This is a genomic window from Streptococcus sp. SN3 (assembly GCF_030439905.1).
On record NZ_JAQFJF010000002.1, the window covers coordinates 292,265 to 310,568 of the forward strand.

Consider the following 18,304-nt stretch of genomic DNA (forward strand, 5'->3'; position numbering starts at 1 on the left):
AGAGCTCGCTCATACTGTTGAAGGCTTTTATTTATGTTCAGAAACTTCCTTTTGTTGGCCCTGTTTTTTCCCTTTATGGTAGCCAATGACATAGAAGATGATACCCGCTCCGATACTGCCTTGCAGGGTGAAGAGCAGACTTTCTACTTCTGGACCTGCTGGCTCAAAAATCGGTGAAAACCAAGGCTCATAGTCCTTTTGGATAGAGCTAATGGTTTTTTCAGCAGCGTCATCTGTTCCACTGTATTCCACACCCTTAGGGGCAAAGATAAAGGCAGCTAGAGTGACTGCTACTGCAGCCAAGATTAAGATGATATTCTTATATTTTTTCATTTGAACAGACCTGCTCTTTCTTTGACATTTTCTGAGATCAAGTTATAGAGGACAACTGTCAGCAATCCTTCTACGATAGCGATTGGGATTTGAGTAGTCAAGAAGACACCCATGAACTTCAGTGCAGAACCAACAAAACCGCTGTTAGCATCTGGGAAGACCAAACCGAGCTGGATAGAAGTTGTCGCATAAGTCGCCAAGTCCGCAATCACAGCGCAGATAAAGATTGAAACCGGTGTAGAAAGCTTGATGGATTTAGCAAACTTGTAAACGAAATAACCAACAAATGGACCAACCACTGCCATTGAGAATGCATTGGCACCCAGAGTTGTCAAGCCGCCGTGAGCCAAGAGAAGGGCTTGGAAGAGCAAGCAAATGGTTCCCAAAACGCTGATAACGGATGGGCCAAACATAGCTGTCCCCAGACCAACCCCGGTCGGATGCGAACTAGATCCTGTAACAGACGGAATCTTCAAAGAAGACAGGATAAAGATAAAGGCACCGGACAAGGCCAGCATAGTCTTGGAATTTGGATCCTCTGCAACAATTTTCTTGATGCGCATCAAGCCTACTACAAAGAAAGGCAGGAATACGGCGAACCAGAAGATACACCAAAAGAGCGGAAGATAGCCTTCCATGATATGCATAGCTGACACAGACTGGGTACTCAGTACCGCCAAAATAGCCAGCAAGGCAACAAAAGTTACTTTTTTATTTTTCAATAGTTTCATGTTTTTTTCCTTTACTAAGAACCTAAGCTCAAAAGGATAAATGTTTATCCATGAACATGGGCTCTGATATTAAAAAATCTTCTTTTTCACGAGGAAGGTAGTAAAATAAGGCAGCTTGGTTTCAGGTGTGATTCCTTCTAGGCCCAGCAGAGTCTGCTGCTTGTCCGTCGAAGAATTGCTAACCATGAACGTCTGCTGCAAGAGACCGAGCTTTTCGAGCAGGGGCAGGACCGTATCCAGATGATTGGCCACCTTCATGATCACAATCGAGTCATGCAGCTCAAGCGCCGCCTCAATCTTCTCAGCAGAAGCCGTAGCTGGCATGACCGCCAGAGACTCCTCATCCATAGTCAGGGGCTGACCTAGCTCAGAAGCCATGCTGCAGAAAGAGGTGATACCAGGGATGGTCTGACAGTCGATTTCCTTCTCCAACAGGGCCAGCAGATAGCTGTATGTACTGTAGACCATGGGGTCACCCAGTGTGATAAAGCCAACATTCTTGCCAGACCTCACATCCTCTGCGATTTCAGCAGAGATAGCCTGCCACTGGACTTCCTTGGTCGAATTGGAACGGACCATAGGGAAATGCCGCTGCTTGATTTCCAGATGCTCTTTCAGATAGGGCTCCGCAATACCTAATGCAAAGCTCTTGCTCCCCTTCTTAGCCTCTGGTGTATAGAGAATATCTAAGTCTTCCAAAAGCCGACTAGCCTTGATAGTGACTAGCTCGCTATCACCCGGCCCCACACCAATTCCGTAAAATTTTGCCATTCCTTCCTCCTATTCGATGATTTCTTCTAAATGCTGGATGTAGAGCTGCTGAACTTCAGGGTATTCGCCCAGACCGACCAGATGGGCCTTGACCTCATATCCCTGCTCCTTGAAGAAGTGATACCAAGAACCTTCCTCATCCGAGCTCATATCATTGGTCGCATGGTCGCCTGCTACCAGCATGAAAGGTGCCAGATGCACTTCTCGGACACCCTCTTGCTTCAGTTCCTGCTCAATCAGCTCAACTGGAGGATAACTCTCTACACAGCCGACATAGACTGAGCTTCCCTTCAGCATATGATCCAAGGCCGCATAAGCTGTAAAAGCATAATGCTGGCTGCCATGGCCCATCAGAACTGTCGCTGCATCCTGACCCTCATGGCCATACCGTTCCAGCAGAATATCCTTGACAGCCTCATAGTCTTCCTGACTATTGAGCAGAGGCTTGGCAACGACTAGCTTTTTAAAAGCTGATTCAAACTCTTGGGCTTGGGCGAGAATCTTTTCGTACTCGCTGCCCAAAATGACATGGAGAGGCTGGATATAGACCTCTTCAGTCCCCGCTTCCAAGAGCTGCTCCAAAACCTCTTTGACCGTAGGGATATCTAGCCCTTCTTGCTTCTTAATCCGCCGTCTAACGACATTTGAGGTAAAAGCTCGGTGGACCGGATAGGCTGGAAAATGTTCCTGAATAGCCTGCTCACAAGCCTCGATTGTTTTACGTCTGGTCTCGGGATAGGTCGTTCCGAAACTGACTACTACTATAGCTTTACTCATGACCTGTATCCTTTCAGAGAATTTCCCGACATTTGTCAATGATGGAAGCAATAGTTGCTTCATCTGTCTCAACAATCTTGCTAAAGCCTGCTTCTTCTAAAACAGCCCGCGTGCTGGCACCCATGACAACGATAGGGACATCCTTCCATTCAAACCCAGCTTCCTGACTGGCTGCTACAAAGTTCATGGCCGCAGCAGAGTTCGGAAGACAGACCACTTCAATCTCTGACCAATTGTCACTGCTAATCTGACTGTCAAAGGCCAGCCTGTGACTAGCAATAATCGGCAGCGAATAGAGTTCTGCCAGACTGGCTTTCTTATGCTCAGCTGTCAGAATATACCAGTTGCCGCCTTCTTTTTCAAGGGCAGCTGCAAAATCCGCATCCGACTGCTGAGGCGTCATCCGATCCAGTACAATACCGCTCGCTTCAATAGACTTAGCCGTATGATGACCAATAGCCGCAAAGCGGATGTGCGGCAGACTGCGCAAGTCTTTGCCTGCCTTGCGGAGGGATTTCAAGAAGAGAGGCCAGCTCTGCATATCTGCAAAGAGGAGGCCGTCTACCTGCTCCAAGTCCGGCAGCTGCAATTCTAACTCTTCAACCAAATCTCGAGCAGGGAAAGTGGTCAGCGCAGCCCCAGCATCCTTGAGCAAGCGAGGAAGTCTGCCAGTCTCTGATTGCTGGATGAGGATTTTTCGGCCGAAAAGCGGCAGATTCTCATGGAAATTCAGCTGCTGTCTATAAGCCACGACATCACCTACCACGATGACACTCGGTGCCTTAAAGTCCTCAGCTTCCGCTAGTTCTACTATGTTACCCAAGGTTCCGTCCACTGAGCGCTGCTGAGGATGAGTTCCCCATTCAACAATGGCGGCTGGCTTGTCCTTGCCATAGCCTCTAGCCATCAGCTCTTGGACGATGGAAGGCAGATTTTTCATACCCATGAGGAAGACCAAGGTTCCTTTGAGCTCAGAAATTGCTTCCCAATTGAGCATCTCTGTCTCATCCTTAAGATGGGCTGTAAAAACATGAAAGCTAGTTGCTACATCCCGATAAGTCATAGGAATCCCTGCATAGGTCAGACCAGCCACAGCAGAGGTGATACCTGGCACCACTTCAAAGTCCACGCCAGCTTCCACCAGCTTGACTCCTTCTTCTCCGCCTCGGCCAAAGATATAGGGATCACCGCTCTTGAGGCGGACTACCCGCTTACCCTGACGGGCTTTTTCGATGAGAATTTTTTCAATTTCTTCCTGTCGGATGCAGGGCTGGCCTGGCTTTTTACCGACATCTATCTTTTCGCAGTCAGACTTTAGATGCTGAAAGAGCTCTTGATTGACCAAGCGGTCAAAGACCAAGACATCTGCTTCTTGAAGACGTCTCTTTCCTTTGAGGGTCAACAACTCCGCATCGCCTGGACCTGCTCCCAGTAATGTTACTAAACCGGACATTTTTTCTCCTTTTATTAGCTATTTTGTCAGATAAGCCTCTAGCTCTTCTAAGCTAGAAACCATCTGCGGATAGGCTACAATTGGCCGAGAGATGATAATGCAGTCCATCCCCAGCTCTTGACAGCCATCAATCTTTTCACGAATACCACCGACCGTACCGCTCTCCTTGGAAACAAAGACATCTGCTCCGGAACGCAGTAAGAGCTCTTTATTACACTCTTTGGAAAATGGAGCCTTAATCGCATCAATCTGATCCGCTACCAGTCCCAGCTGCTCACAAGCCAGAAGCACTTCTGAAGTCGGCAGAACGCGAACAACAATCCGCTGCTCTGGCAGACCCTTGACAAAGAGTGGCAGGGTCTTGCTGCCTGTTCCCAGATAGACTGTCTTGTAGCCGCGCTTGGCAATCTCATCAATCGCTTCTTGGGTCGAGTGGACCACGATAGCCCCGTTCAAGTCCAAGGTCGCCTGACGCTCAAAGCGCAGGTAAGATACCCCAGCCATCTCCGCTGCCCGAATGGCTTCCTTAGAGACAATATCCGCAAAAGGATGGGTCGCATCAATGATTTCATCCACATCATTCTCTTTGATGAAGGCAACCATGTCCTCGGCTGTCAGCCGGCCCTGAATGACCGGCTGGCCGTATTTGGAAGCCAAGTGCCGGCCGTAGTCTGTGACAACAGAGCTGGTCACATTGATTTTCAAGCGGTCAAGCACTTCTAAAATAGCGGTGCTGTCGGATGTCCCTCCCAGCAGTAATTTCATCATAAAGTATATCCTCGAGGTGTAATCATGCGTCCGTTTTTAACATAAGTTTCTTTGTTACCAACGATAACGATTGTCGTCATATCTACCAAAGTCTCATCTAGGTCTTTGATGGTCGTCAAGATTATTTCCTCATCCTTACGGCCAATGTCCTTACCGATACCGACAATAGTATCCTCTGACTTATACTCAGACATGATAGAAAGTGCTTTTGCTAGATGGTCTGGACGTCCCTTACTCCGAGGATTGTAAAGGCAGACTACAAAGTCACCTTGAGCTGCGGCATGCAGACGCTTCTCAATCATTTCCCAAGGCGTCATCAAGTCACTCAGACTGATATGACAGAAGTCGTTCATGAGGGGAGCTCCCATAACTGCAGCAGCACCCAGACTAGCTGTGATACCTGGAACCACTTTAACTTCTACATCACTGGCATCTCCCAGCAATTCTAAAATCAAGCCAGCCATTCCATAGACTCCGGCATCTCCACTGGAAACAACTCCGACATTTTTGCCAGTCTCTCTAGCCAAATCAATAGCCTTTTGACAACGGTCGATTTCCTGACGCATTCCATTCGCTACGAGCTCCTTGTCCTTGACCAAATCAAGAATCAACCGCATATAAGTCGAGTAGCCGACGATAATTTCACAATCGGCTATAGCAGCCAATGCTTCTTGTGACATCAATTCTTCTTTACCTGGGCCTAATCCGATAACGTATAACATATATTTTTTCTCCTTTATGGGTATGATAAAATTATATAATGGCAGTTGGTTCATAAAACCGTCTGCTCTTTTTTGATTTACTTTTTGGTTATTGCTTTTGCAAGCGCATAGGTACAGCCGTTCTTGGCAAAGCGCTCTGTCAGGACTTGACCCTGACTGGCCAGATCTGCGCTGGCCAAGGCGACACTGCCGACTCCGACTGTCTTTTTGACAAATTCTGACTGAGGATAGCGGTCTGCTACGACAGACAGCTCCTCCTTGCTAAAGGTCTCAAAGGGACAGCCCAATTCCTCAGCTAAGGCTAGAATAGCTGCTTCATCCTTCTTGACATCAATGCTGACGATTTTGGAAATCTCACTGGCAGAAATCCCCTGCTGCTGACAGAATTCCTCAAAGCCTTCTCGGAAGACAGCAGGAGCCACATCCTTTCTAGCACCAACTCCTAAGATATAAGGTTGAGGATAGATGAGAGCCAGATTTTCTCTTTGAATGTCCTTTTTTTCTGCAGTCAGCAGAATCAACGGTTCCGTTCCCTTGAGAACAGCTGCAAGTCCTTCCTCATGCACCAGAGTCAGACCGCGAAGGTCGGTAACCCAGTCCTTTTCCTGATAGAAATAGACGGTTCGGCCGCTGCCTAGATAGCTGTTGAAAGGTTTGATAAATTCTCTCAATTCCGGTCGCCAGCCATTGACTGATTGAGCCAGATTGTCCAGAGCTGTTACATTCTGCACATCTGTCGCTGTCGTGATAACAGGATTGGAACCGAGCAATTCTGCGATGTCTCGCGTCACTTGATTGGCTCCGCCTAGATGCCCGCTCAGCAGGCTGATGACATTCATCGCTTTCTCATCCATGACCACTACTGCTGGATCGCTCGCCTTATCTTTCAAGACTGGTGCAATAGCTCGCACAACTGCCCCAATAGCCATGATACAAATGAGAACATCTACTTCCTGAAAGAGCTGACCAAGCGCCTCAATCACTCGTCCTTCAATGGCAATGACCCTGTCATCTGCCAATCGAGGTGTCGTATAGATAGGAATTTCCTTGCCCAGCTTCTCCCGCAGAGTCAGAGCCAAGTCCTTGCCGACCGCTGTCACTGTTGCGATTGCGTAACGGGCTTGAGAATCACTTGGCATGGCTGCTCTTCCCCCGTCTGAACTCATGCTGAAAATCTGCATGGTAGAGCTTGGAATAGTAGAATTCCTGACCTAAAAAGTCACCGACCAAAATCAAAGCTGTCTTTCTAATCTTAGCTTCCTTGACTTTCTCAGCAATGTTAGTCAAATCGCCAAAGACCTTCTTTTCATCCGGCCAAGTAGCCTTGTAAATAACAGCCACAGGCGTTTCTGGAGGATAGCCACCCTCGATCAGCTCACTGACAACCTTTTCGATGCCTTGAACCGACAAGAAGATAGCCATAGATGTCCGGTGCTGTGCGTAGCTTTTCAGGGATTCCCGATCTGGCACAGGCGTCCGACCAGCCATCCGAGTGATGATGAGGCTTTGAGAAACCTCTGGCACGGTATACTCCGCCCCGATACTGGAAGCAGCCCCCAGAAAAGAACTGACGCCCGGCGTACAGTCAAACTCTATGTCGCGCTTCTTCATCTCTTCGATCTGCTCTCGAATGGAGCCGTAGATGGAGAAATCTCCCGTCTGCAGGCGAACCACATCTTTACCAGCCTTGACTCCAGCCTCCATGACATCGATGATTTCCATCAAGTGCATGCTGGCGCTATCATGAATCTCAGCTCCTTCTTTACAGTAGTTCAGCAGATCTGGATTGACCAAGGAACCTGCGTAAATGACCACATCAGCCTCAGACAGCTGCTTGTAACCTTTGAGCGTAATCAGCTCGACATCACCTGGGCCCGCTCCAACAAAATGTACTTTGAACATCAATTAGCCTCTCTTTCTTTTTTCTTACAGGAAACGATAATGGTCGGATTCTGAGGCTTGAAGTAGTGCCCCTTACCTATAGCTGTCCAGCGGCTAGCCTGAACTGAGACAATCTCTAGATCCTCCCAGTCCATCTGCTCCGCTATTTGAGCTGCTTCCAGAGCATTTTCCAGCAGGATAAAGTTCAAGACCAGCCGACCGCCCGGCTCCATGAGCTGGGCACACCAGTCGAAAATCTCCTGCATATTGCCCCCGGTTCCTCCGACAAAAATGGCATCAAAGCTGCCTTCCAGCTCAATCGGAGCCAGTCCTTGATGGAGACGGACATTGTGGCAGCCAAAGTGCTGGATATTCTCCTGCGTCAAGGCCACCGCATCTTCATTGCGCTCCACCGCCACCACTTCCAGTTCTGGATAGGTTCGGGCTGCCTGAATCGTGACACTGCCAGTTCCAGAGCCGACATCCAGCATGCGCTTGGCTCGATGCAGCTCCAACTTATCCAAACTGATGGCTCTGACTTCTTCCTTAGTCATAGGGACTTTAGCCCTGATAAATTCCGAATCCCTCATCTAACACCACCACCACATTCATTTCATATTCTCTATCTTCTACCTCACTCGCAGGCAGAATGGTAATACGCTCGTCTTCATAACTCAGCTGCTCACCGATGACCAGCACCTTATCTAAGCCTCTTTTAACAGCCTCTTGAGCAATCTCGTAGGGGCCAACTTTCTGATCGGTCACCATAAAGACTTTTGACAAACTCATAATCAAGTCAAAGTTAGGCACCTTAGCATGACTGCTCGTCAGATAAGCGTCGTTCATAGGCAGGGCAATTCTGCTGGCCAGATACTGCATGGCGCTGATACCAGGCGAGATAACCACACGCCCCTTGAACTTCTCTGACAGCCATTTGCCCAAGCCGTAAATCAGCGGGTCACCTGAGGCCAGATATAAAATTTCTTCATCCTCACCAAAGCTTTCCAGCAATTCTGCTAACGCAGCCAATTTTTTAGGAGGGACCAGGCCCTTGTCCCGATAAGCCGGCGGTAAAATTTCCAGATGGCGTTCACTGCCCAAAATGCGGTCAGCCTTTTCAAAATAGGCTTCCTGCCCCAGAAGACCATAGCTCGGATCTCCCGGACCAATTCCGATAACATAAATCATGTCCATTCCTCCTTTATCTGCTCTAAAGGCTGAGTTGATGCCAGGTAGCCTTCCTCAGTCCCAAAGACGACCACTTCAATATTGACTTCTGGCTTACGATAGCGAAGCAGACGTTCACTTCTAGCCTTAATCTTATCCGCCAATACCTGATAGACACCCTCATAAGAAAATTCTTTAATGGCTGTCCCAGCTGCCTCGGTCGTCAAGCATTTATCAACCTTTTCCAACAGCTCCATAGGCGCCCCCATCAGAGCTAGATTAGCCACCAGCGTTTCCATACGAGCATCCGAGTCCTTGCTGTGGGTAGAGAAAATCCCAGCCGCCACTTTGACAAACTTGCCCATGTGACCGATCATCAAAACCTTGGTAAAGCCGATGCGCTGCACTTCTTTGAGGACATGGCCGACAAAGTTACTCATATTGACGATGCGCCCAGCTGGAATCCCCACAGTATTAGTCGCAAAGTCTTCACCGTAATTCCCCGGTACCAAGACGACTGAGCGATGCCCTTGATTGTAGAGCATGGTTAACTCGATCGTGATGGATGCCTTCCAGCTATCCTCGGACATAGGATTGACAATCCCTGTCGTTCCTAAAATTGAAATGCCACCGACAATACCTAGTCTGGAATTATAGGTCAGCTTGGCCGTTTCTTCCCCACCAGGAACAGAAATGATGACCCTCGCCCCACAGTTGGGACCGATAATCTCACGGACATGCTGCTCAATCATCCGTCTAGGAGTCGGATTGATGGCTGCCATGCCGACATCACAGGCCAGCCCCTTCTCGGTCACGCGCCCAACGCCCTGACCACCGTCAATCTCGATTTCCGTCTGATCTGGCAGAAGAGTCACGGTCGAATAAATCAAGAGGCCATGCGTCGCATCCGCATCATCGCCGCCATCTTTTTCAATGGCCGCGGTCGCTTCTTCTGGTCCGAAGGAAGGATTGTGAACATCCATGGTCACTTCCACGCCTGAAGCCGTATGCACAGTGACCTTTTCTTCCCTTTCCTGATTTAAAATCATGCTCAAGGCTGCAACAGTCGCTGCCGTTGCACAAGTACCAGTCGTAAAACCTTTTCTTAATTTCTTTCCATTGACATAAGCGTATTCATCCATCATTAGCCCTCTCCTTTCTCCGGAGCCTGCTTTTTATCTGAAACACTGTAACGCTCATAGTCTGTAGTGTCGAGCTTGAGCTGGTAGAGGATAGCATTGATGACCGCTGCTGCGATGGTACTGCCGCCCTTTTGACCCAGTGCCGCAATAGAAGGCACAGAACTTTCATGCAGTTTAAGCTTGGATTCTGCCGCTCCGACAAAGCCGACTGGAACCCCGACAACTGCATCCGGCTTCAAGCTTCCCTCTTCGACCATATCCAAAACCTTAAAGATGGACGTTGGAGCATTCCCGAAGACAAAAAGTTTTGGACCATCCACTTTAGCTGCATATTCTACAGCGGCCATGGAGCGAGTAATTCCCTTTTCCTTAGCTTCCTGAAAGACTGCTGGCTCATTGACCAGACAGCGATAAGAAACACCTAGATCATCCAGCAATTTCTTATTAAAACCGCCCAAGACCATGGTTGTATCTGTAAAAATGGTGCCCTTGTTTCGGAGGACGTAGAGAATCTTCTCAATAACCTGATTGGAAAACTTGATATTGTAGAGGTAGTCAAAGTCTGCACTGGTAAAGACAACCCGCTTGAGCACTGCCTCTTCAAAAGGATCCGAAAAATGAATATCTGGATGCTCTTGGTCAATAATTTCCTGAATCTTGCTGAAACTAGCTTCTTCAATCTTATGCGCTGCTTTTAGATAGGACATCTAGTTCTTTCCTCCTTCTTTACTGGATGGTGTAGAGTAGCGGACATAGTCGTCCGTCACCACTTCTCTCAGCTGATAGATAATGGCATTGATAATGGCTACTACAATCGTGCTGCCACCTTTTCTGCCGAGATTGACAAGGGCAGGAAGACCTGACTGAAGCAGTTCTTCTTTGGATTCTTCAACATTGATAAAGCCGACTGGAACCCCAATCACTGCATCCGCTTCTACCAGTCCCTGCTCGGCCAGCTCAATCAGATAAGACAGAGCCGTAGGAGCACCACCGAAGGCAAACACTTTAGGTCCTTCAATCTTGGCTGCTATCTCAACAGCCGCCATAGCTCTGGTAATCCGCTTTTCCTTGGCAAGCGCAACCACTTCTTCATCGCTAATCAAACAGCGATAGCTCACACCCAGCTGGTCCAGCACCCGCTTGTTAATCCCATTGAGAGAGATATTGGAGTCCAGCAGGATAGTACCCTTAGCTCTGATTACCTCTTCAATTTTTTTAAGGACATCGTGCTCAAAGCGCATGGTATAGAGATAATCAAAATCTCCCGTCGTATGGATTGCCCTCTTGATGATAGATTCTTCCATTTCCGAATGGAAGACATAATCAGGATCTTTTTCAGTAATCATAGACTGAATAATTTGAAAGCTCTTTTCCTCAATAGAGGAAGGATTTTGGATATATGTCATAGTATACTCCTAGAAATATGCTTGCATTACTAAATAAAAAAGAGTGAACAAAATTAAACCTGTCATTGTGCTTGTATAAAGCAGAGAGATGGCTGTCTGAATATCATCCGCCTCAACCGGTCTGGAATCCTCTCCAATGGTCGGCTTCTCAATCAGCTCTCCGTGATAGACGTGCGGTCCGCCCAGCTGAATCCCCAGAGCTCCAGCCACAACTGCCTCCGAAAAAGCACTGTTGGGACTGGCATGCTGGTAGCGATCCCGCCAGCCAATTCGCAACGCCCCCTTGAAATCTAGCAGTAAAATCTGACTGCTGAGAATCAAGAAAAACCAAGTCAAACGCGCAGGAATCAGATTGGCCAGATCATCCATCTTAGCGGATATCAAGCCGATTTTGCGGTATTTCTCTGTCTTATAGCCTACCATAGAGTCTAAGGTATTGATGGCCTTATAGGTCATAGCTAGAATGGGGCCGCCCAGAAAGAGGCAGAGCAGTGGTCCGATAACCCCGTCACTGGTATTTTCGGCCACCGTCTCAATCGTCGCCTTGCTGATTTCCTCTGGTGTCAGCTGGGAAGTTTCACGGCCGACAATCATACCAACTTGCTTTCTAGCTTCTTCCAAAGTGCCAAACTTGAGCGTATGGTAAACTTTTTGGGACTCAAAAGCCAGACTTTTAGCAGCCAGACTGGCATAGGCCAGATAGATCCAGACGATCCAGTAGAGGACGGGATGGACCAGACCAGCCAGCCAGAGCAACCCGTAGCTCACTCCCAGTGCCAGTCCTACTGTTGTCACCCAGAGGAAGAAGCCAAATAGATAGGGCGAAAACTGCCTTTTCTCCTGCAAACGCATACATAAATAAATATAGGAACCCATCCACTTGACTGGATGAGGCCAGCTATAGGGGTCGCCAATGAGCCAGTCCAGTAAGACGGCCAAAAAAATTGCAATGAGTGTCATATCAGTTCGCCTCTTTGATATAGTCCAGCCAGTTGGCTAGCAGCTGCTCATCCTGATAAAAATGAACATGCAGGTAGCTAGCAAAGGTCCGGCCCTTTTGATAACCGCCTGTCCAGGCAGCTACGACCTGACCGTCTCTGACCTTCTCTAGCTTGAGGACCGTATCTTCCTCCGTCTCAAAGACTGAATGGTGAAACTCATGTCCTCTGACCGCCGTACCTTTAGGACCAAAAAGACTGTCTACCTGCGTTTCTGCTTGGCAATAACCAAAGCTTTTCAGGCCGGGAGTCATCAGGCTCTTGCCCTTGAAAATACCGACCATTTCATAGACCTGACCCTCTACTTCCAGCAGCTCTCCCAGATACATGAGGCCGCCGCATTCTGCGTAGATTGGCCGGCCCTGCTCGTGAGCTTTCTTAACCGAAGCCCGAAAGTCAGCATTTGCCATCAGTTCCTGAGCGTAGACTTCTGGAAAACCGCCGCCAAAATAATAAGCATCTGCAGCTGGCAGTTCCTTATCTTTCAGAGGGCTGAAAGGTACCAGCTGGACATTGAGCTCTCTTAGAAAGTCTAGATTATCTTCGTAGTAAAAGTGGAAAGCATCATCCAAAGCATAAGCCAAAGTTAAGGGCTGGTCATTGCGGATACGAAAAGGATTTGTCATCCGCTTATCGGGAAGTTCTGCCTTTTCCAGCAGCCTGTCTAGATTTATATGTTTGGCTGCTGCCGCTCCCAATTCCTCAAATCGACGGTCCAAATCATCCATTTCTACGTCTGGGATTAGACCCAGGTGACGCGATGGCAGCTCTGCTGTTGTATTTTTAGGCAGATAGCCCAGCACTTCGACATCCGTGTAACGCTCAATGGCGCCCTTGATAAGTTCAAAGTGAGTCTGCGAAGCCACCCGATTGATAATGACCCCAGCAATATCCAAGTCCGGATCAAAAGTCGCAAATCCATGGACCATAGCTGCCGCCGAGGTTGATGTCGCCTTTCCATCGATAATCAAGACAACCGGAATTCCCAACTTCTTAGCAACAGAAGCAGAGGACGCACAGTCCTTGTCTGTTCCCAGACCATCAAAGAGCCCCATGACTCCTTCGACCACTGCCACATCCGCATCTCCATGCCATTTATAGTAGGACCAAGCCAGACTCTGATCGTCCGGTATCATAAAGCTGTCCACATTCCGCGACGGTCGCTTGGTAATCCGACTATGATAAGCTGTATCAATATAATCAGGTCCTACCTTATAAGGCTGGACCTGATAACCTCTGTCTGCCAGAGCTTTCAAAATCCCTAGGGTAACTGTAGTCTTTCCAACACCGCTGGAAACACCAGCTAGCATAAATTGCTTCATCGCTTTACTCCAGATTCGCTGATAAAAAAAGTACTACAAAAAAATAAGGAATTTTTATTTTTTTGTAGCACCGTTGCTCACTTATATGTAGAACAAACACCCCGTTGTGTTCGCTTTCAGTTCTTATATTAAATTTATTTTAATATAAACGACAAAAGCTGTCAAGTTTTTCCTAGAGCATCTGCGAAAAAAGTCAGAATTTTAGAGCGTCTTCACTGAAAACTGAGCATTTTTTACAATTCTGTTAAATTTTAAAAAACATCAGGAAAACGAACATTCCTGATGTTTTATTTAAGCATCAACTTGCATCTTCCTCTACAAACTGACTATTATAGAGATCCGCATAGAAGCCATTCTGCTCCATGAGTTCATCATGGTTGCCCTGCTCGATGATATTTCCATCGCGCATGACCAAGATAAGATCTGCATTACGGATAGTGGACAGGCGGTGGGCAATGACAAAGGAAGTCCGGCCTTCCATGAGTTTGTCCATAGCCTTTTGAATGAGCTCCTCCGTCCGCGTATCGACTGACGAAGTTGCCTCATCCAAGATCAAGAGCGGTGCATCTTTGAGCAGAGCACGAGCGATGGTCAGCAGCTGCTTCTGACCGACCGATAAGTTGACCGTGTCATCCAACACTGTATCATAGCCCTGCGGCAGAGTCATGATAAAGTGATGAACACCGACCGCCTTCGCTGCAGCGATAACTGCTTCATCTGCCACATGCTCCTGATTGTAAATCAAGTTCTCCCGAATCGTCCCCTCAAAGAGCCAGGTATCCTGCAAGACCATTGAAAAGGCATCGTGAACCTCAGAGCGTTTCATATCCTTAATATCTATACCATCAATGCTGATACGCCCTTTATTAATTTCATAGAACTTCATGAGCAGATTCACGATGGTCGTCTTACCAGCACCCGTCGGGCCGACAATGGCAATCTTCTGTCCGGCTTTGGCCTGGGCTGAGAAATCATGAATAATCGTCTGGTCTGGCTTGTAACCGAAGAAGACATCTTCAAAGGCAACATCTCCCTTGACAGCAGCAAGCTGCCGCTCTTTATGCTGGTCGTCTTCCATCTCAGGCTCAGCCAGAAATTCAAGGACACGAACCAGTGCTGCACCAGCCTGCTGCAAGACAGTGATACCTTGGGCAATCTGTGACAAAGGCTGAGAGAAGGTCCGCACATAAACCATAAAGGCGACGATAATTCCGATGCTAATAGAGCCGTTAATCGCCAGAGCAGCACCGACCAAAATAACCAGCACATAAGCAAAATTCCCCGTAAAGAACATGAGCGGCATCATCATGCCAGAGATAAATTGAGACTTCCAAATACTGTTATAGAGATTATGATTGAGAACCGCAAAGCGCTCCTTAGACTGCTCAATGGCATTATAGCTGGTAACAACATTATGACCGGAGTACATCTCCTCTACATAGCCGTTGACAGCCGCCAGATTGTTTTGCTGGGCAGTGAAATAGCCCTGAGACTTACCCATGATGAGACCGACAAAGACAAAGCCTAATACAGTAGCTAAGATGGTTACCAAGGCCAAGATCCAGTTCATGAAGAACATGGTCAAGACCACAGCCACCAAGAGCAGGCTGGCAGAGATAACGTTACCCAGACTCTGGTTGAGGGATTGGCCGACCGTATCAACGTCATTGGTCACGCGCGACAGAGTATCTCCCTGAGAATGACCATCGAAATAGCCTAACGGCAGCTTATTTATCTTCTCTGCAATAGCCGTCCGCAGCCGCTTAGAGAAATACTGGATAACCGTACTGATGATAAAGGACTGGCCGTAGTTGAGCAGGGCTCCGACTGCATAGAGCACGGTCAGCAGAAGAGCAATCTGAGACACAGCTTTTAAATCAATGCTGGTAGCCAGACCATCAGAAATGAGATTGGTAATTTCTTTTAATTTATTTGGCCCATAGACCGTAATAATGTTTGACAAGACAGCTCCCACAAATGCCAAAGCAAGAGGAAGCTGGAAGCCTTTGAGATAAGGCCGTATCTGGCTAAATAATGAAGGCTTCTTATTTTCCATTTTCTAATTCCTCCTTGGATAGTTGTGAGTAAGCAATTTCTTGATAGACTTCGTTGCTGGCCAAAAGTTCTCGGTGAGTACCTTGACCGACTACCTTACCAGCATCCAAGACCAAGATTTGATCCGCATCCATGATAGTAGAAATCCGCTGCGCCACGATCAGTTTGGTCATATCCTGCGTCCGCTCAGCCAGTTCCTTGCGCAAAATGCGGTCTGTCTTATAGTCTAGCGCTGAGAAGGAGTCGTCAAAGATGAGGATTTCTGGCTTACGAGCCAAGGCTCTGGCAATGGCCAAGCGCTGACGCTGACCACCAGAGAAGTTGGTCCCGCTTTGAGCCACTTCTGACTTGAGCCCTTTTTCCTTCTCTTGGACAAAGGGCTTAGCTTGTGCTAGATCAAGAGCATCCCACATTTTCTGCTCATCCAGCGGACTTTCTTTGCTTTGGCCGAAGTCCAGATTGCTCTCAATATCGCCAGAGAAAAGCACAGCCTTTTGCGGGATGTAGCCGACCTTATTATGCAAGTCTTCCAACTGGTAATCTTGAACATTGACACCATCTACCAGAATCTCTCCTTCAGTCACATCATAGAAACGAGGAATGAGATTGACCAGCGTGGATTTCCCTGAACCGGTTGAACCGATAAAGGCCACGGTATCACCAGCCTGCGCTGTAAAGCTAACATGCTCAATGACTGCTTCTGAATTCTTGGAATAGCGGAAGGACACATCGCGAAAGACCACCTCTCCCTTGCTATCCGCTGCTGCCTTTGGATGTTCGGGACTGGTGATAGAAGAATGCAGGTCCAGTACTTCATTAATCCGGCCAGCCGATACAATGGTCCGAGGCAGGACGATGAAGAGGGCACCCATGAGCAAGAACCCAATCACAATCTGCATAGCATAGGACATAAAGACGACCATATCACTGAAGAGTGGGAGACGCTCCTGCAGTCCAGCCTCCTGGATCAAATAAGCACCAATCCAGTAAATCGCCAGTGTCAAGCCGCTGGAAATCCCCATCATAACTGGATTCATCATGGCCATCAGACGACCGATGAAAAGATTGAGTCGGGTTACTTCATCATTGGCCGCCGCAAACTTCTCATCCTGATAATCCTCAGCATTGTAAGCCCGGACCACGCGAATCCCAGTCAGACTCTCTCTAGTGACGCTATTTAGCTTATCGACCAAACGCTGCGCCACTGATTGCTTAGGAAAGGCCAATGTAACCAAAACTACTGTCAGCAGGATATTCACTATAACAGCAATAAGCACTGCTGTCAGCCAGTTCTCGGACTTACCGATAATCTTGGTCATAGCCCAAATCGCCATAATCGGTCCCCTGGTCACCACCTGCAGTCCCATGGTAATTAAAGTTTGCACCTGAGTAATGTCATTCGTTGTCCGAGTTAGCAAACTAGGAATCGAAAATTTCTTAATCTCCGTCTGCGAATAGTCTAGCACACGGTTGAAAATATCGCTCCGCAAACTCTGGGTAAAGCTAGCTGCTATACGAGCGGCAAAAAAGCCAACCACAATAGCTGACAACAAGCTAGCAAAAGACAGGCCGATCATTTTCAGGCCTGGCTCCCACAAATCTGCTAAACCAGTCCCTGGCGTTTGCAATAGCTCTGTAATTGTTGAAATATAAGTCGGAACTTCTAATTCCAAATATACCGTTAGGAAGGTGAAGAGCACACTGAGAACAATCATGCTCACTTCCCTTGCCGTCAGCCGTTTAAATAACTTAAACATCTTTCCCTCCATTTTCTAAACTTTCGATATTCTGATAAAACTTGGCCATGACTTGAGAAAAAATCAGCAGTTCCTGCTCAGAAACACCATTCAAAATAGAAAGGTTCATTTCATCAAAAAAGTCACGGATTTTTTTCATTCTTTCCTGCGACTGCAGAGTGAGACGGATATATTTAGCCCGCTTGTCTGTCTTGCCCATTTCCAGCTTGATAAAGCCATTCTTCTCCATCCTTTTCATTAAGTTAGAGGCCACCGATTTGGAAATATCCAACTCCTGCTCAATATCCTTGATAAGGGTATCCTTCCCCTCTTCCATACGACAGGCGACAATATGCAAGACCTGCCCCTGAGGCCCAGCCATGGACTCAATCCCTTGCTCCTTGGCAAGCTTTTCCGCTATGAGATGAATCTTTCGTCCAAAACGCTTCAATTCCAGTAAAGGCTTATCCATACCTGTATCCTTTGTAAAAATAGTTTTCGTGAGAACTATTTTAACACAAGAAAAAAGAAAGTCAAGAAAAAAGTTTCCATGAGAACTATTTTTTCAACAAGAAAAAAAGCGAAGAAAATTTCTTCACCCTTCCTTTCAAACTGACAAACAGCCTAAAAATTGATTGGTCCCGCATTAAAATTTTGAAGAAGAAGCGAGGAATAGAGACCCTCCAATGATAAGGAGAATGCCTGCAATCCAGCCTATAAATGGAATGGGCGCGATGTTGCTGCTTCCGACGATAAGGAGGACGCCCGCTGCGACACTGAAACGCATTTGACCTTTGTAATAAGCCAAGGAAGTAATTCCCAAGCCCAGAGCTGCCAATTTAATCACCGCTCCCAGTAAATTCAGGCCAGAATCACCTAGTAGGGCTGAAAAAGGAACAAAAAAGATATTCGAGAGCAGCAAAATAGTCCCTCCAATCAAACCAACCAGACCGCTTATCAGTGCTAAAGTTTTTGTTTTCATTTACATCTTGCCTCCTTCAATATTATTCTGCTAATTATCTCTAATTTTAGACATTTTTTG

At 47.4% G+C, this 18,304-nt stretch carries 20 protein-coding genes; all 20 read right to left on the reverse strand.

The window, feature by feature from the left end; all coding sequences use genetic code 11:
• Window positions 1–27: 27 nt before the first annotated feature.
• The 20 genes from PCY71_RS05425 to PCY71_RS05520 all read right to left on the reverse strand — a co-directional run bounded on the left by PCY71_RS05425 (window position 28) and on the right by PCY71_RS05520 (window position 18,244).
• Window positions 28–333, reverse strand: coding sequence for an energy-coupling factor ABC transporter substrate-binding protein (locus PCY71_RS05425; protein WP_002911813.1), 306 nt, complete (start codon window positions 331–333; stop codon window positions 28–30).
• A complete protein-coding gene (locus PCY71_RS05430) occupies window positions 330–1,064 on the reverse strand; it encodes an energy-coupling factor ABC transporter permease (RefSeq protein WP_002901131.1) in 735 nt (244 codons plus the stop codon). Before PCY71_RS05430 ends, PCY71_RS05425 begins: the two co-directional genes overlap by 4 nt.
• A gap of 69 nt (window positions 1,065–1,133) precedes the next feature.
• A complete protein-coding gene (locus tag PCY71_RS05435; protein ID WP_002919588.1) occupies window positions 1,134–1,835 on the reverse strand; it encodes a cobalt-factor II C(20)-methyltransferase in 702 nt (233 codons plus the stop codon).
• A 9-nt stretch (window positions 1,836–1,844) separates the two neighbouring features.
• Window positions 1,845–2,612, reverse strand: a complete 768-nt coding sequence (locus PCY71_RS05440; protein WP_048772435.1) for a sirohydrochlorin cobaltochelatase — start codon at window positions 2,610–2,612, stop codon at window positions 1,845–1,847.
• 13 nt (window positions 2,613–2,625) lie between these two features.
• Window positions 2,626–4,065, reverse strand: coding sequence for a uroporphyrinogen-III C-methyltransferase (cobA, locus tag PCY71_RS05445; protein WP_048772432.1), 1,440 nt, complete (start codon window positions 4,063–4,065; stop codon window positions 2,626–2,628).
• A gap of 18 nt (window positions 4,066–4,083) precedes the next feature.
• On the reverse strand, window positions 4,084–4,833 hold the full coding sequence (cobK, locus tag PCY71_RS05450) for a precorrin-6A reductase (RefSeq protein WP_048772429.1): 750 nt from the start codon (window positions 4,831–4,833) through the stop codon (window positions 4,084–4,086).
• Entirely contained in the window at window positions 4,830–5,555 is a 726-nt protein-coding gene (cobJ, locus tag PCY71_RS05455) for a precorrin-3B C(17)-methyltransferase (RefSeq protein WP_002917648.1), read from the reverse strand. Before cobJ ends, cobK begins: the two co-directional genes overlap by 4 nt.
• A gap of 77 nt (window positions 5,556–5,632) precedes the next feature.
• The gene (gene cbiG, locus PCY71_RS05460) at window positions 5,633–6,694 is read right to left on the reverse strand and encodes a cobalt-precorrin 5A hydrolase (RefSeq protein WP_002917650.1); all 1,062 of its coding nucleotides are present in this window, start codon (window positions 6,692–6,694) and stop codon (window positions 5,633–5,635) included.
• Entirely contained in the window at window positions 6,684–7,457 is a 774-nt protein-coding gene (locus PCY71_RS05465; protein WP_002917652.1) for a cobalt-precorrin-4 methyltransferase, read from the reverse strand. Before PCY71_RS05465 ends, cbiG begins: the two co-directional genes overlap by 11 nt.
• Window positions 7,457–8,026 carry a decarboxylating cobalt-precorrin-6B (C(15))-methyltransferase gene (locus PCY71_RS05470; protein WP_002896464.1) on the reverse strand — a complete coding sequence of 190 codons (570 nt, stop codon included), beginning with the start codon at window positions 8,024–8,026 and terminating at the stop codon, window positions 7,457–7,459. The genes PCY71_RS05465 and PCY71_RS05470 overlap by 1 nt, the downstream gene beginning before the upstream one ends.
• A complete protein-coding gene (locus PCY71_RS05475; protein WP_002896465.1) occupies window positions 7,998–8,630 on the reverse strand; it encodes a cobalt-precorrin-7 (C(5))-methyltransferase in 633 nt (210 codons plus the stop codon). The genes PCY71_RS05470 and PCY71_RS05475 overlap by 29 nt, the downstream gene beginning before the upstream one ends.
• Window positions 8,621–9,748 (reverse strand): cobalt-precorrin-5B (C(1))-methyltransferase CbiD, encoded by a 1,128-nt coding sequence (cbiD, locus tag PCY71_RS05480; protein ID WP_002911808.1) that lies wholly within the window; start codon window positions 9,746–9,748, stop codon window positions 8,621–8,623. The genes PCY71_RS05475 and cbiD overlap by 10 nt, the downstream gene beginning before the upstream one ends.
• Window positions 9,748–10,452 carry a cobalt-precorrin-8 methylmutase gene (locus PCY71_RS05485; RefSeq protein ID WP_048772422.1) on the reverse strand — a complete coding sequence of 235 codons (705 nt, stop codon included), beginning with the start codon at window positions 10,450–10,452 and terminating at the stop codon, window positions 9,748–9,750. The genes cbiD and PCY71_RS05485 overlap by 1 nt, the downstream gene beginning before the upstream one ends.
• Entirely contained in the window at window positions 10,453–11,151 is a 699-nt protein-coding gene (locus PCY71_RS05490) for a cobalt-precorrin-8 methylmutase (RefSeq protein WP_002917656.1), read from the reverse strand.
• A 9-nt stretch (window positions 11,152–11,160) separates the two neighbouring features.
• Window positions 11,161–12,111 carry an adenosylcobinamide-phosphate synthase CbiB gene (cbiB, locus tag PCY71_RS05495; RefSeq protein ID WP_048772420.1) on the reverse strand — a complete coding sequence of 317 codons (951 nt, stop codon included), beginning with the start codon at window positions 12,109–12,111 and terminating at the stop codon, window positions 11,161–11,163.
• A 1-nt stretch (window position 12,112) separates the two neighbouring features.
• A complete protein-coding gene (locus PCY71_RS05500; RefSeq protein ID WP_048772416.1) occupies window positions 12,113–13,471 on the reverse strand; it encodes a cobyrinate a,c-diamide synthase in 1,359 nt (452 codons plus the stop codon).
• A 298-nt stretch (window positions 13,472–13,769) separates the two neighbouring features.
• The gene (locus PCY71_RS05505) at window positions 13,770–15,527 is read right to left on the reverse strand and encodes an ABC transporter ATP-binding protein (RefSeq protein WP_048772413.1); all 1,758 of its coding nucleotides are present in this window, start codon (window positions 15,525–15,527) and stop codon (window positions 13,770–13,772) included.
• The gene (locus tag PCY71_RS05510; RefSeq protein WP_032912529.1) at window positions 15,517–17,283 is read right to left on the reverse strand and encodes an ABC transporter ATP-binding protein; all 1,767 of its coding nucleotides are present in this window, start codon (window positions 17,281–17,283) and stop codon (window positions 15,517–15,519) included. Before PCY71_RS05510 ends, PCY71_RS05505 begins: the two co-directional genes overlap by 11 nt.
• Window positions 17,276–17,734, reverse strand: a complete 459-nt coding sequence (locus PCY71_RS05515) for a MarR family winged helix-turn-helix transcriptional regulator (RefSeq protein ID WP_048772408.1) — start codon at window positions 17,732–17,734, stop codon at window positions 17,276–17,278. Before PCY71_RS05515 ends, PCY71_RS05510 begins: the two co-directional genes overlap by 8 nt.
• A gap of 174 nt (window positions 17,735–17,908) precedes the next feature.
• On the reverse strand, window positions 17,909–18,244 hold the full coding sequence (locus PCY71_RS05520; protein ID WP_002907198.1) for a hypothetical protein: 336 nt from the start codon (window positions 18,242–18,244) through the stop codon (window positions 17,909–17,911).
• Window positions 18,245–18,304 lie beyond the last annotated feature (60 nt).